Source organism: Cupriavidus sp. 05N40, assembly GCF_056397305.1.
In genome coordinates, this window is the sequence record NZ_JBFTND010000196.1 from 1 (window position 1) to 14,067 (window position 14,067).

11 protein-coding genes, 1 tRNA gene and 1 pseudogene are annotated in these 14,067 nt (G+C 66.4%); 5 read left to right on the forward strand and 8 right to left on the reverse strand.

Annotation, left to right across the window (positions count from 1 at the left end; genetic code table 11):
• Nucleotides 1-521: pseudogene (locus AC1DO7_RS32640) on the reverse strand (GGDEF domain-containing protein); the annotation flags it as partial.
• A 415-nt stretch (nt 522-936) separates the two neighbouring features.
• Between AC1DO7_RS32640 and AC1DO7_RS32645 the strand changes: the two are divergent.
• From AC1DO7_RS32645 to AC1DO7_RS32660, 4 genes are all read left to right on the forward strand, one after another.
• A tRNA-Pro gene (locus tag AC1DO7_RS32645) sits at nt 937-1,013 on the forward strand.
• A 776-nt stretch (nt 1,014-1,789) separates the two neighbouring features.
• Nucleotides 1,790-2,011, forward strand: coding sequence for a translation initiation factor IF-1 (gene infA, locus AC1DO7_RS32650; RefSeq protein ID WP_017230249.1), 222 nt, complete (start codon nt 1,790-1,792; stop codon nt 2,009-2,011).
• Between the two features lie 409 nt (nt 2,012-2,420).
• Nucleotides 2,421-2,897 carry a SixA phosphatase family protein gene (locus AC1DO7_RS32655; protein ID WP_441618299.1) on the forward strand — a complete coding sequence of 159 codons (477 nt, stop codon included), beginning with the start codon at nt 2,421-2,423 and terminating at the stop codon, nt 2,895-2,897.
• A 185-nt stretch (nt 2,898-3,082) separates the two neighbouring features.
• Nucleotides 3,083-3,937 (forward strand): GNAT family N-acetyltransferase, encoded by an 855-nt coding sequence (locus AC1DO7_RS32660; protein WP_441618297.1) that lies wholly within the window; start codon nt 3,083-3,085, stop codon nt 3,935-3,937.
• Nucleotides 3,938-4,033: 96 nt separating this feature from the next.
• Here the strand turns inward: AC1DO7_RS32660 and ppx are convergent, their stop codons facing one another.
• Nucleotides 4,034-5,566 (reverse strand): exopolyphosphatase, encoded by a 1,533-nt coding sequence (gene ppx, locus AC1DO7_RS32665; RefSeq protein WP_441618295.1) that lies wholly within the window; start codon nt 5,564-5,566, stop codon nt 4,034-4,036.
• A 143-nt stretch (nt 5,567-5,709) separates the two neighbouring features.
• Here ppx and ppk1 point away from each other — a divergent pair, with 143 nt between their 5' ends.
• Entirely contained in the window at nt 5,710-7,833 is a 2,124-nt protein-coding gene (ppk1, locus tag AC1DO7_RS32670; RefSeq protein WP_441618293.1) for a polyphosphate kinase 1, read from the forward strand.
• 188 nt (nt 7,834-8,021) lie between these two features.
• Here the strand turns inward: ppk1 and phoR are convergent, their stop codons facing one another.
• From phoR to pstC, 6 genes are all read right to left on the reverse strand, one after another.
• A complete protein-coding gene (phoR, locus tag AC1DO7_RS32675; protein WP_441618291.1) occupies nt 8,022-9,386 on the reverse strand; it encodes a phosphate regulon sensor histidine kinase PhoR in 1,365 nt (454 codons plus the stop codon).
• Between the two features lie 208 nt (nt 9,387-9,594).
• A complete protein-coding gene (gene phoB, locus AC1DO7_RS32680) occupies nt 9,595-10,302 on the reverse strand; it encodes a phosphate regulon transcriptional regulator PhoB (protein ID WP_441618289.1) in 708 nt (235 codons plus the stop codon).
• A 26-nt stretch (nt 10,303-10,328) separates the two neighbouring features.
• A complete protein-coding gene (phoU, locus tag AC1DO7_RS32685) occupies nt 10,329-11,033 on the reverse strand; it encodes a phosphate signaling complex protein PhoU (protein WP_441618287.1) in 705 nt (234 codons plus the stop codon).
• 100 nt (nt 11,034-11,133) lie between these two features.
• Nucleotides 11,134-11,922: a phosphate ABC transporter ATP-binding protein PstB gene (gene pstB / locus AC1DO7_RS32690; RefSeq protein WP_441618285.1), complete on the reverse strand. Its 789-nt coding sequence runs from the start codon at nt 11,920-11,922 to the stop codon at nt 11,134-11,136.
• 96 nt (nt 11,923-12,018) lie between these two features.
• Nucleotides 12,019-12,906, reverse strand: coding sequence for a phosphate ABC transporter permease PstA (pstA, locus tag AC1DO7_RS32695; protein WP_477117035.1), 888 nt, complete (start codon nt 12,904-12,906; stop codon nt 12,019-12,021).
• 11 nt (nt 12,907-12,917) lie between these two features.
• Nucleotides 12,918-13,883 (reverse strand): phosphate ABC transporter permease PstC, encoded by a 966-nt coding sequence (pstC, locus tag AC1DO7_RS32700; RefSeq protein WP_441618281.1) that lies wholly within the window; start codon nt 13,881-13,883, stop codon nt 12,918-12,920.
• Between the last annotated feature and the right edge of the window lie 184 nt (nt 13,884-14,067).

The following is a 14,067-nucleotide window of genomic DNA, read 5'->3' on the forward strand; positions in this document are numbered from 1 at the left end:
GGTAGAGACCGGTAGAGACCGATGCCGGCACAGCCGACGGCGATCAGGCCAAGCGAAAGCGCCGCCAGGCGGCCGGTGCCGCGCCTGGCGGGCACCTGTGGCGCCACCACGCGCAGCAAGGCCAGCGGAAGATAGATATTGGCAAGCGCGAACACGAGCGCGGGGCCGGCCGGGGGCGCTCCCTGCAGTTCGAAGTAGAGCGTGGTGCCCAGCACCGCCAGGTTCAGCATGCACAGCGAAGCCGCGCCCCCGGACCTGTCAAAGAAGCGGCGGGCGCCATACACCATCAGCGCCAGCGCCGCCGTCATGACGACATCGACCAGGCTGAGGATCGGCCATTCCGGCAGATAGCCCTGTGCGGCGAGCAGCGCGGTGGCTGCCGTCACCAGCAACTCGCCAGCCACCCAGGCGCCGAGGCCGGCGCGGCCGATGCCCGGCGTGCGCCGCAGCACGGCGAACACCACCGCCATCTGCAGCCCGAAAAGACCCGCGACCAGCACACTGACCTGCGACTGAAACATGATTTCCCCGTCCAACTTGGCAGGCGGCGCCACAGCGCGCCGCCTCGCGCCCCCGGGACCCGCAGCCCAGGGGTTTGCGCCATTCTTTCTTCTGAACTCCGGGCCGCCCGCGTGCGCCCCGGCGACCTGGGGCTCGGCCCCGCAACTGCTGTGAGGGCACGCTCGTACTTCCGCACTCTTGTCATCATGCTCACGCCAGTCCGCCGGCAGCCCGCCTGCCCTCGCGCCTGACCGGGCGCGGGGCGTGGCCGCCGAAGTGTGCGGATTATGTCAGCGCTCGCGACCAAGTCAAGCGCGCCATCGCCCTTCCTGCAGGGGGCATCGACCGCACCGCGGCGGCGCCCGGCGGCAACTCAGGCGCGCACTAAACTAACGTTTGACCCCCGGGGCCCAGCCGGGCTACAATTCGCCGCTTCGGGGCGTAGCGCAGCCTGGTAGCGCATCTGATTTGGGATCAGAGGGTCGCATGTTCGAATCATGTCGCCCCGACCAGTTTTAGTAAATGAGATCAAAGGCTTAGACCATCAGGTCTAAGCCTTTTTTTCGTCTTGTCCCGGACCGGCTCCGGTCGGGTTCCGACCCGTCCACACGCGAATGACACGAAACGGCCCTGGAAAGAAGCCCGCGGGCTCGCCCCGCCTGTGACGCGCCCGCATTGCCACGAACACGGGATGCCTCGCATGCCACAAGGACGGACACCGGCCCGGGGCGCAACCGCAAACCGCCCGCGCCACTTTTCATTCCGCCACCAGCCCGGTCGCGCACTTTTTCCCTGCTTTTCCTGCCGTTCGGCGGGTTCGGGCACCGACCCGCGCAGGGCGCGCAGCGACGCCGGCGCGGCGTCGCCGTGGTATAATCGCGCGTTAGCCCGGGGTGAATGCAGCATGCCCTGTAACCGGGCGCCCCTGCCCGATGCCGCGGTTGAATAACGGCACAGTGCCGGCGAGCCACCGGAAACATCGTGTCCGCGCATTGCCCCACACCTATCACGGTAGCACGGCCGCTTTGGCATGGGCCGCAACCGGCAAGGCAATCAGCCGGGCTCTGACGCGCCCCCTGGCGATTCCCTAACGTGGACCATGTTTGCACGTGCAGTCGCCGTGCCGGTCCGGGTCAGCTTGCCTCCCGCAACTTTTCGGCGCAACCAAGCAAGCCGGCGCTTGTCACTGCTGGCACCCGGGCCTCGCGGAAACGCCCGCAGCAAGCGGCATCCGCCTCACCGGATTTACCGACATTCATGCAGCCCCGGCTGCCCTAAAGGAAACAGATTGGCTAAGGAAGAACTTATTGAATTTGGCGGCGTTGTCTCGGAAGCCCTCCCCGACAATCGTTACCGCGTAACGCTGGAAAACGGCGTGGAAATCTGGGCCTATGCCTCGGGCAAGATGCAGAAGCACCGCATCCGCATTCTGGCCGGTGACCGCGTGACGCTGGAAATGTCGCCCTATGACCTGACCAAGGGCCGCATCAACTTCCGCCACAAAGCCTGATTTTTTCCAGCGTCCGCCGCACTGGCGGGTGCTGCGCCTGACCGCATTCCGAGGGCACCGCGCAACACGGACCTGCCCCGGGATGCATCGTGCCGCCGCGACCTGGATGTGCCGGAATCCCGGCACGCGGGACTCGGGCGGCACTGGCACCAGCCTCTCGCAGCATTCCCTGGCCGGTATCCCTGCCCTTATTCCCCGCCCTGATTCCTGCCCCGCCGCACGCGCCTGCCGCATGCCCGCCCCGTCACATGTCTGTCACGCCGGCTTGCGATGCTCGCAAATGCATGCCCGGTGCATGCCCGGTGCATGCCCGGTGTTTGCCCGCCTTGCACGCCGGTACGCGCATTGCCATACTCGTGACGTACTTTCCTTCGTTTCCAACCATTTCCTGCGCAAGTTTTCCGCTTCCATGAACCTGATCCTGTGGCGCCACGCTGAAGCCGAGGAACTGCCCGCCGCACTTGGCCTGACCCGCAATGCCGACCTGCAGCGCCCGCTGACCCGCCGTGGCCACAAGCAGGCCGATGCGTCCGCGGCCTGGCTGCGCGCCCACCTGCCGGCCGGCGCGCGCGTGGTGTGCAGTCCCGCCCTGCGCACACGCGAAACCGCCGCCGCCCTGCGCGAGAACGCGGAAATCCTGCCCGACCTGGCGCCCGGCGCGGACGTCAGCGCGGTGCTGGCGGCCATCGACTGGCCTCAGGGCGCCGAGCATATCGTGGTGGTCGGACACCAGCCCTGGATCGGTCGCATGGCCAGCCTCCTGCTGGCCGGATCGGAAATGAACTGGAGCGTGCGCAAGAGCGGGATATGGTGGCTGTCCGGGCGTACGCGCGAAAGCGAATCGCAAGTGGTGCTGCGCGCGGTGATCAATCCCGAGTTCCTCTAGCCTTGTAGCCTTGTAGCCCACCGGCCCCGCAGCGGCTCCGGCGTTCGTCCGCGAGCGCGTCACCGCACGCCGGACCGCCCACGCTGCGTTGCACAGTCACCGAACCGTCACGACCGCTTCACGGCACTGTCACCTGCCCTATCTACATTCGACCGCAACAGTTTCGTCACCGAAAGGACATACTGATGCGAGAGCTCCCGACGCCCACCCAGCCGCTGTTCGATTCCTTGCCCAATGGCCAAGCCGGCCATTCGGCGCGGAGGCGTCTTCATCGCCCGCCACCTGCACAAGCACATGCCCAAGGGCATGAACAGCCTGCTTTCAGCGTGGCGTGGGCGCGCCACCAAGACGAAGTAGTCGAGGCGCAGCGCCTGCGCTACAAGGTCTTCGCCGAGGAAATGGGCGCCCGCCTGAACCCGTCCACGCCCGAACTCGACGTCGACATGTTCGACGCCTATTGCGACCACCTGATCGTGCGCGACCTCGCCACGCTGAAGGTCGTCGGCACCTACCGCGTGATGGCGCCGCACCAGGCCAAGCGCATCGGCTGCCTGTACGCCGAATCGGAATTCGATCTCGTGCGCCTGGCCCACCTCAAGCCCAAGATGGTCGAGCTGGGCCGCTCGTGCGTGCACCGCGACTACCGCTCGGGCAGCGTGATCATGGCGTTGTGGGGCGGCCTGGGCGAGTACCTGCAGCGCTGGGGCATCGAGTCGATGCTGGGCTGCGCCAGCGTGCCGATGAGCGACGGCGGCCACTATGCGGCCAGCCTGTACCGCGTGTTTGCCGAACGCGCGCTGGCGCCGATCGAATACCACGCGTTCCCGCGCCTGGCCCTGCCGATCGATGAACTGAACCAGACGCTGGACGTGGAGCCGCCCGCGCTGATCAAGGGCTACCTGCGGCTTGGCGCCCGCATCTGCGGCATGCCGGCATGGGACCCCGACTTCAACGTGGCGGACTTCCTCACGCTGCTGCGCGTCAACGACATGAACCCCCGCTACGCGCGCCACTTCCTTGGCCTGAATCGCGGCGCCTGAGCCTGGCAGCACCCGCGCGGACGGCCGCCGTTCGCGCCTGCCGGGCCACCAGCCCGCAGGTGGCTGCGGGCGGCTCCCGGCCGCCCCCTTCCCCGCTCAGCCGTACACTACCTTGTAGCGCTTGCCGATGCGCTCCCACTCGTCGGCCTCCTGCGCCAGGCTGTATTCGACCAGCGGATTGGCCTCGATCCAGGCCTTGGGCAGGCGCACTTCGAAGCCTTCGTTCAGCGCATCCGAGCGCTGGCCCACGGCGATTTCCGGCAGCGGCTCGTCGGCGCGGCGCCGGCACAGCACGAAGGCCAGGCGCAGGCTGAACAGCATGCGCCAGTCCACGAACTTGCCGCTACCCGACAGCTTGCCCAGCTTGCCGGCATGGCCGAGCAGCAGCGTAGACAGGCGCGCCTGGTCGGTCTTCGAGAAGCCCGGCATGTCGGCATGCGTGGCGATATACGCCGAGTGCTTGTGATAGCCGCTGTGCGAGATGGTCATGCCGATCTCGTGCAGCCCCGCGGCCCAGCCCAGCAGCGCCAGGTTGTCGTCGCGGCGTTCGTTGCGCGGCTCCGGAAACTGCGCCAGCAGGCCCAGCGCCGCCGACTGCACGCGCTGCGCCTGGGCGCGGTCGACACCATAGCGCCGCATGAACTGGTCCACGGTGATCGTGCGCATGTCTTCGTGGTGCGTACGGCCCAGCAGGTCGTACAACACGCCGAGGCGCAGCGCGCCGTCGGTGACGTCCATGCGCTCGATGTCGAGTTCGGCGAACACGCCAAGCATGATCGAGAGCCCGCCCGGCAGCACCGGGATGCGATCCGCCTTGAGCCCCACCAGCTTCACGCGGTTGGTGTTCTCGGCCTTGACCAGCGCCCGCTTGAGGCGCTCGAGCCCTTCGCGCGTGATGCCGTGCTCCGCCGGGTTGTCGTTCATGCCGTTGAGCTCGATCAGCTCGGCCAGCGCGCGCGCCGTGCCCGACGAGCCCACTGCCTGCTGCCAGCCGGCGGCGCGGTACTGGCGCACCAGCACCTGGATCTCGCGGCGCGCGGCCAGCTCGGCCTGCTTCATCGCGTATTCGTCGACGTTGCCGCTGGGGAAGAATTGCCGGCTATGCGAGACGCAGCCGATATAGAGGCTCTCCATCAACTTGGACCCATAGCCGCTGCCGATGATGAACTCGGTGGAACCGCCGCCGATGTCCACCACCAGACGGTTGCCCGCGCAGGCCGGTGCATCGTGCGACGCGCCCAGGTAGATCAGCCGCGCTTCTTCGCGCCCGGCGATCACTTCGATGGGGAATCCCAGCGCGCTCTCGGCCTCGATCAGGAACTCCGAGGCGTTCTTGGCCACGCGCAGCGTATTGGTGGCCACCGCGCGCACATGGTCGGCCGAGAAATCGCGCAGGCGGTCGCCGAAGCGCCGCAGGGCGTCGATGCCGCGCCGGCGAGCCGGCTGGTCGAGGTATTTGTCGGGTGTGAGGCCTGCCGCCAGCCGCACCGGCTCGCGCAGCGCATCGACCTGGAAGATCTGGCTCGCCGTCCCGGAAGCGGTCTGGCTCTCGTCCACCCTCCCGATCATCAGGCGAAAGCTGTTGGAGCCCATGTCGACGGCGGCCAGCAAGCGTGGAGTTTGGTTCATCGCTGTAGGGAATCTGGATAAGCGCCGCAACGCGCGGCACAGTTAGCGGTATCTGGGGCACGATGCGCCCGGAGACAGAAAATATGTCTCTTTCATGTCCGCATCATGACAAAATCACTTTGTCAYCAATTTGACATGATTCTATGAAAAAGTCGCCGCATTACCAAAAGAAGGTCATGCCAATGTCGACAAGCCCACCCGGCACGCTGCTCAACCGCGAACTGGGCATTCTGGAATTCAACGCGCGCGTGATGGCGCAGGCCGCTGACCCCAAGGTGCCGCTGCTGGAGCGGCTCAAGTTCATCTGCATCGTTTCAAGCAATCTGGACGAGTTCTTCGAGATCCGCATGGCCGGGCTGAAGGAGCAGATGCGCGACAACCCGTCCGGCATCACGCCCGACGGCCTGTCCCTGCAGCAGGCCTACCAGGTCGTCACCGAGCGTGTGCAAAAGCTCGTGGCCATGCAGTATGACATGCTGCAGAACGTGATTTTCCCCCTGCTCGAAAAGGAAGGCGTGTTCTTCCACCTGGCCTCGACCTGGAACGAGGCACAGCGCGACTGGGCACGCGGCTTTTTCCTGCGCGAACTGGGCCCGGTACTGACGCCGATCGCGCTCGACCCCGCCCACCCGTTCCCGCGCGTGCTCAACAAGAGCCTGAACTTCGTCATCGAGCTGTCGGGCAAGGACGCCTTCGGCCGCGAGGCCGACCTCGCCATCGTGCAGGCCCCGCGCGCGCTGCCGCGCATGGTGCGCATGCCCGAAGACCTGTCGGGCTACTCCTACGGCTTCGTGCTGCTGTCGTCCTTCATGCAAGGCTTCGTGCACGAGCTGTTCCCCGCCATCAAGGTCAACGGCTGCTACCAGTTCCGCGTGACCCGCAACTCCGACCTGTTCGTCTCCGAGGACGATATCACCGACCTGCGCGAAGCATTGCAGGGCGAGCTTCCCGCACGCCACTTCGGCGACACCGTGCGGCTGGAGATTTCATCCGACACACCGCCGGCGATCGCCCGCCGCCTGCTGCTCGAATCCGGGCTCGGCGAGCAGGACGTCTACCGTGTGAGCGGCCCGGTCAACCTGGTGCGGCTGATGCAGATCCCCGACCTGGTCGACCGCCCTGCCCTCAAGTACCCGCCGCACGTGCCGGCGCCGGTCAAGGTGTTCGTGCCGGGCACGCCGATGTTCGATGCGATCCGCCAGCACGACGTGCTGCTGCACCATCCCTACGAAAGCTTCAGCTCGGTGCTGGACCTGCTGCAGCAGGCCGCCGTCGATCCCGCCGTGGTGGCGATCAAGCAGACGGTCTACCGCACCGGCAACGAATCGCCGGTCATGGAAGCCCTGATGACCGCGGCGCGCAACGGCAAGGAAGTCACGGTCGTGGTGGAACTGCTGGCGCGCTTCGACGAAGAGACCAACATCAACTGGGCCGAGCGGCTCGAATCCGCCGGCGCGCATGTGGTCTACGGCGTGGTGGGCCACAAGTGCCACGCCAAGATGCTGCTGATCGTGCGGCGTGAACTGGCGAGCGCCAAGAGCAAGCAGTTCAAGCTGCGCCGCTACGCCCACCTCGGCACCGGCAACTACCACCCGCGCACCGCGCGGCTGTACACGGACTTCGGCCTGCTGACCGCCGACGAGCAGATCTGCGAAGACGTGCAGCATGTCTTCCAGCTGCTCACCGGCACCGCGGGCACCATCCGCCTGAACCACCTGTGGCAGTCGCCCTTCACCATGCACAGCAACCTGGTGGAGCATATCCGCGCCGAGGCCCGCAACGCCCGCGCCGGCAAGCGCGCGCGCGTCATCGCCAAGATGAACGCGCTACTGGAGCCCTCCATCATCGACGAGCTGTACAAGGCCTCGCGCGCCGGCGTGAAGATCGACCTGATCGTGCGCGGCGTCTGCGCGCTGCGGCCCGGCGTGCCGGGCCTGTCGGAGAACATCTCGGTGCGCTCCGTCGTCGGGCGCTTCCTGGAGCACCATCGCGTCTACTACTTCCTCGCCGACGGCGCCGAGGTGACCTACCTGTCCAGCGCGGACTGGATGGACCGCAACCTGTTCCGCCGCGTGGAAGTGGCGTTCCCGGTGCTGGACAAGGCACTCAAGGCGCGCGTGATCAAGGAAAGCCTGCGCGTGCACCTGGACGACAACGCCTCGGCGTGGATCATGCAGCCCGACGGAAGCTACATCCGCAAGCACACCAAGTCCAAGCAGCCGCACGTCAGCCAGAACGAGCTGCTGGCGATGTTCGCCGCCGCCTGAGGCCCGCGCGCCGGCGCGCAAGGATGGCCGCCGCGCGTGCGGGCAACCCGGCCAACCGATGCGGGGAGCGGGCCGCCGACCGGGAGCGCCACGAACCAGCCGGCGCTGCGCCGCGCGTTCGGCAGCCGCTCCGGCAATCCTTCGACACTCCCTTCGACACTCCTCCGGCGGGGCCCCGCCGCGGCACTTCAGGCCGCTTTCTGCGGATGGCCGTCGTGCGGGTCCGGCTGCGATTGTCCCGGCGTGGAATCGACGGGCACATGCCCGCTGCGATCGGTCGGGAACACCACGCGGAACACGCTGCCACGCCCCACTTCGCTGGTGATGCGCAGGTCGGCGTGGTGGCGCGACAGCACATGCTTGACGATGGCAAGGCCCAGGCCCGTGCCGCCGGTGTCGCGCGAGCGGCTGCGGTCCACGCGGTAGAAACGCTCGGTCAGGCGCGGTATATGGTCTGCGGCGATGCCCAGGCCCGTGTCGCTCACCGAGAAGCTGGCGTGCTCGTTCTCGTAGGTCAGCCGGACGCCGATGCGGCCGCCCTCGGGCGTGTAGCGCACGGCATTCGACACCAGGTTGCCGAAGGCGGAAAGCAGCTCGCTCTCGGCACCGCGGATCAGCACCTGCGGATCGATCTGCACGGTGATCTGGTGACGGCCCTGCGACAGCGCCTCGGCATCGTGCAACAGGTGCGCCGCCAGCGCAGCCATGTCGACGCGCTCCTGGCTGGGCGGCTGGGCATCGCTCTCCAGCTTGGCCAGCACCAGCAGGTCTTCGACCAGGTGCTGCATGCGCATCGACTGCACCAGCATCATGTCCAGGTAGCGGTTGCGGTCCTGCTCCGATACCGGCAGGTCGCGCACCGTTTCGAGAAAGCCGGTCAGCACGGTCAGCGGCGTCTTCAGTTCATGCGAGACATTGGCGACGAAGTCGCGCCGCATCGCCTCGGTGTTCTCCAGCTTGGTGATGTCGTTGGTCAGGACCAGCTTGCGGTTCTCGCCGTAGGGCAGGATCTGCACCGCGATCACGCTGCGCTTGTGCTCGCCCAGGTCGCGCATCAGCAGCGGATCGTCGAAGCGCTGCAAGGTCAGGTACTGCACGAATTCGGGACGGCGGATCAGGTGGGTGATGCGCTGGCGCACATCGCGCCGCGCGTTGAGACCGAAATGCTGCTCGGCCACGTCGTTGCACCATTCGATCTGGTCGGCGTCATCGAGCATCAGCACGCCGTTGGGCGAGGCCTGGATGGCCTGGATGAAGCGCGTGTGCTGCCGCTCCACCTGCAGCACCTGGGTGCGCCAGCGCTTGACTAGGCGGTGCAGGCGGTAATACACCTCGCCCCACAGCCCGAGCGCGCTGGGAATCTCACCATAGGCAGGCGCGTCCAGCACTTTCCACAGGCGATTGATCTGGTACAGGTAGTAAAGCAGCAGCCCGAACAGCGCGGCGCACAGGAAGGCCAGCGCCGGCACCGGGCCGGAGAAGAGAAACAGCCCGGCCGAAGCCAGGGCCAGGATGATCAGGATGGCCGCCGAACGGGCCCAGATGACGTTCATGAAGGCGAGAGAAGGTCAGGCAGGCGGCAGGACCGCGCGAGATGCGGTGGAGTGTGACACGAAACGGGCAACAGGCGCGTGGCAGGCTGGCGAATCCGGCATGGCGGGCCGCCGGATGCGTCCGTCATGCCGGCGCGCCGGCCGCGCCGTCATCGGGATGCTGCCGCCACGGAGGAACCACGGCTGCGCAGGCGCGGCGCGCTCGCCGTCAATGACTGGGGCCGCGCGCCAGGCGGTAGCCACTGCCCCGCACCGTCTCGATCATATTGCTGTAGCCGCCGGGCGTGAGCGCGGCGCGCAGGCGCTTGATGTGTACGTCGACGGTACGCTCCTCGACGAATACGTGRTCGCCCCATACCTGGTCRAGCAGTTGYGACCGGCTRTGCACGCGCTCCGGGTGCGTCATCAGGAAGTGCAGCAGGCGGAACTCGGTCGGGCCGAGGTCGAGCTTGAGCATGCCCGACTCGTCGTGGCCGGTGACGCGGTGCGTGGCCGGGTCCAGGCGCAGGCCGTTGATGGCGACCACGTCGTCGGTCAGCTGCGGCGCACGGCGGCGCAGCACCGCCTTGATGCGCGCCAGCAGTTCCTTCGGCGAGAACGGCTTGGTGACGTAGTCGTCGGCGCCGGCCTCGAGTCCGAGCACCTTGTCCTGCTCTTCGCTGCGCGCGGTGAGCATGATGATCGGGATCTGCTTGGTGCGGTCGTTGCCGCGCAGTTCCTTGGCGAAGGTTGCCCCCGACTTGCCCGGAAGCATCCAGTCGAGCAGGACCAGGTCGGGCAGCACGTCGCTCATCAGCGACAATGCCTGCTCGGCGTTGTAGGCCCGGATCGGATAGTGTCCGGCGTGTTGCAGGTTGACCGCGATCAGTTCGGCGATCGCCGGTTCGTCTTCGACGACAAGAATGCTGCTTGGCATGTATTTTCTCTCCGCAGTGGCGCTGTTTAACTCAGCGCTTCGCGCTCCATGTCCTCACGCGAGGCGTGGCGCACGTCGGTTCCCTTGACGATGTAGATGATGAATTCGGCGATGTTCTTGGCATGGTCGCCGATACGCTCGATCGCCTTGGCGATAAAGAGGAAGTCCAGCGCGACCGAGATGGTACGCGGGTCTTCCATCATGTAGGTGATGAGCTTGCGCACGAAGGCCCGGAATTCGTCGTCGATGGCCTTGTCGTCCTTGACGATGCGGGCCGCGGCCACGGTGTCCAGGCGCGCGAACGCGTCCAGCGCCTGGCGCAGCAGCGCGATGGCGAGATCGCCGGAGAGCTTCACCTCGGAATAGTTGATCTGGTGCGCGCCGGCATCCTCCATGATGTGCTTGGTGCGCTTGGCGATCTTCTCCGCCTCGTCGCCGGCGCGCTCGAGGTTGGTGATCGTCTTGGAGATCGCCATCACCAGGCGCAGGTCGCGCGCGGTGGGCTGGCGGCGCGCGATGATGTTGCCACAGTCGGCGTCGATCTCGAGTTCCAGCGCGTTGAGGTGGTGCTCGCGCGCCATCACCTGGTCCGCCAGGGCGGCGTCGAATTCCGAAAGCGCCCGCATGGCGGTCTCGATCTGCGACTCGACCAGCCCGCCCATCTGCAGCAGCTTCGTGCTGATGGCGTTGAGGTCGGCGTCGAATTGGGTCGACAGATGCTTGTCAGACATATTGTTCTCCTGGCCGCTGATCTTGCAAATCCTGCAAATTTTGCGCAAATTCCGCTGGAGCCGTTACTCGTATGCTAAGCGCTATGCGCGCCGCGCTCAATCAGCCGAAACGGCCGGTGATGTAGTCTTCCGTTTCCTTGCGGTGCGGCTTGATGAAGATCTTCTCCGTCTCGCCGAACTCGATCAGCTCGCCCAGGTACATGTAGGCGGTGTAGTCCGAGCAGCGCGCGGCCTGCTGCATATTGTGCGTGACGATCACCACCGTGTAGTCGTCCTTCAGCTCGGCGATCAGTTCTTCGATGCGCCCGGTCGAGATCGGGTCCAGCGCCGAGCACGGCTCGTCGAGCAGCAGCACCTCGGGGCGGATGGCGATGCCGCGCGCGATGCACAGGCGCTGCTGCTGGCCGCCCGACAGGCCGTAGCCCGACTGGTTGAGCTTGTCCTTGACTTCGTTCCACAGCGCGGCCTTGGACAGCGCCCACTCCACGCGGTCGTCCATCTCCGAGCGCGACAGCTTCTCGAACAGGCGCACGCCGAAAGCGATATTGTCGTAGATCGACATGGGGAACGGCGTCGGCTTCTGGAACACCATGCCGACCTTGGCGCGCAGCAGGGCGATGTCCTGCTTGGCGGTCAGCAGGTTGTCGCCGTCCATGTTGATCTCGCCCTCGGCGCGTTGCTCCGGATAGAGCGCGTACATCTTGTTGAAGGTACGCAGCAGGGTCGACTTGCCGCAGCCGGACGGGCCGATGAAGGCCGTCACCTTGCGCTCGGGGATCGACATGTTCACATTCTTCAGCGCGTGGAACTGGCCGTAGAAGAAGTTCAGGTTGCGCACGTCGATCTTGGCGCGGGTCGTGTCGGGAATGTCGATGACGGTCGAGGTCATGCTCGTCTCTCGCAGGAAATTTTCAGGTTGCCGGTTCGGGCGTATTTGGCGCTATGGGCAGTACGGGCGATATTGGCCGCCGCTGACTTCTCGCGCTTATTTCTTGAACAGCATGCGCGCCACGATATTGAGCGCCAGCACTCCGATGGTGATCAGGAACACGCCGGCCCACGCCAGTTGCTGCCATTCCACGAACGGGCTCATGGCGAAGCGGAARATCGTCACCGGCAGGTTSGCCATCGGCTTGTTCAGGTCGCTGSTCCAGAACTGRTTGGACAGSGCSGTRAACAGCAGCGGCGCGGTCTCGCCGGCGATACGCGCCACCGCCAGCAGCACGCCCGTGACGATGCCCGCATACGACGACTTCACCGTGATCGACAGCACCATCTTCCACTTGGGCGTGCCCAGCGCGAAGGCGGCCTCGCGCAGCGCGTTGGGCACCAGGTTCAGCATGTTTTCCGTGGTGCGCACCACGATCGGCACCTGCAGCAGCGCCAGCGCGCACACGCCGGCCCAGCCTGAGAAATGGCCCATGCGGGTCACCACCAGCGCGTAGACGAACAGGCCGATCACGATCGACGGTGCCGACAGCAGGATGTCGTTGATAAAGCGGGTGAAGCTGGCCAGGGGCGATTTCTTGCCGTACTCGGCCAGGTAGATGCCGGSCAGGATACCCAGCGGCGTGCCGCACAGCGTCGCCAGGCCAACCATCACGAAGCTGCCGTAGATGGCATTGACCAGGCCGCCGCCGGCGGTGTTCGGCGCCGGCGTCATCTGCGTGAACAGGTCCATCGACAGGCCGCCCACGCCCAGCGTGACGGTGGTCCAGAGGATCCACGCCAGCCAGAACAGGCCGAAGCCCATGGCGCCCAGCGACGCGGTCAGGGCATAGACATTGGTGCGGCGGCGGCGCGCCTGCAGGCGCGCGCGCATCGCGTCCGCATCCTGGCGCACGGCCGGGATCGTCGAGGAGGTAGAAGACATCGTGGCTTGGCTCATTTCGCGCCCTCGTTCTTGGCCAGGCGCAGCAGCAGGATCTTGGACAGCGCGAGGACCACGAAAGTGATGAAGAACAGGATCAGGCCAAGCTCCATCAGCGCGGCCGTGTGCAGGCCCGCGCCGGCTTCGGCGAACTCGTTGGCCAGCGCCGAGGTGATGCTGTTGCCGGGCGAGAACAGCGAGGGGTTGTCCAGCCGGTTGGTGTTGCCGATCACGAAGGTGACGGCCATGGTTTCGCCCAGCGCGCGGCCAAGGCCGAGCATCACGCCGCCGATCACGCCGGCGCGGGTGTAGGGCAGCACCACGCGCCACATCACTTCCCATGTGGTGCAGCCGACACCGTAGGCCGATTCCTTTAGCAGCACCGGGGTCACCTCGAAGACATCGCGCATCACCGACGCGATGTAGGGAATGATCATGATGGCCAGGATCACGCCGGCGCACAGCAGGCCGATGCCCAGCGGCGCACCCTGGAACAGCTTGCCGACCAGCGGCAGTTGCCCGACCGTGGCGGCCAGCGGCTTCTGGAAGTACTCGCCGAAGATCGGCGCGAACACCAGCAGGCCCCACATGCCGTAGACGATCGACGGCACTGCGGCCAGCAGTTCGATGGCCGTGCCGAGCGGGCGGCGCAACCATGCCGGGGACAGCTCGGTGAGGAACAGTGCGATGCCGAAACTGATGGGCACCGCGATAATCAGGGCGATCAGCGACGTGACGATGGTGCCGTAGATCGGCACTAGCGCGCCGTAGACGTCCGCGGGTGGATCCCACTCGGCGGTCCACAGGAAGCGCAGGCCGAAGGTCTGGATGGACGGCCAGGCGCTGATCGCGAGCGACACGATGATGCCGCCCAGCAGCAGCAAGGTCACGATGGCGGCGCCGCGCGTCAGGCCACCGAACAGGATGTCACCGGTACGGCTGGGCGGCCGTACTGCGGATAGATCGGATGTAGTCGCCATGATGAGGTATTGGGTTCGTTTAGGTGGCGGGTCGCCGGCTGCTCCCGCCGCCGCAGCCGGCAGGCCCTGCCCTGCGTCGCGGTTGCCAGGATCCGTGCCCTGAATGCGCGTATCGGGTATTCGGTACTTCTATGCTGCTGTACTGCGTGTCATGCGGTGCTGCGGTGCTGCCGTACTGCCTGGC

Coding starts and splice junctions, on each gene's coding strand:
- AC1DO7_RS32655 (WP_441618299.1), top strand. CDS start 2,421: ATGAACCTGATCCTGTGGCGCCACGCTGAAGCCGAGGAACTGCCCGCC.
- AC1DO7_RS32660 (WP_441618297.1), top strand. CDS start 3,083: ATGCGAGAGCTCCCGACGCCCACCCAGCCGCTGTTCGATTCCTTGCCC.
- ppx (WP_441618295.1), bottom strand. CDS start 5,566: ATGAACCAAACTCCACGCTTGCTGGCCGCCGTCGACATGGGCTCCAAC.
- ppk1 (WP_441618293.1), top strand. CDS start 5,710: ATGAAAAAGTCGCCGCATTACCAAAAGAAGGTCATGCCAATGTCGACA.
- phoR (WP_441618291.1), bottom strand. CDS start 9,386: ATGAACGTCATCTGGGCCCGTTCGGCGGCCATCCTGATCATCCTGGCC.
- phoU (WP_441618287.1), bottom strand. CDS start 11,033: ATGTCTGACAAGCATCTGTCGACCCAATTCGACGCCGACCTCAACGCC.
- pstB (WP_441618285.1), bottom strand. CDS start 11,922: ATGACCTCGACCGTCATCGACATTCCCGACACGACCCGCGCCAAGATC.
- pstC (WP_441618281.1), bottom strand. CDS start 13,883: ATGGCGACTACATCCGATCTATCCGCAGTACGGCCGCCCAGCCGTACC.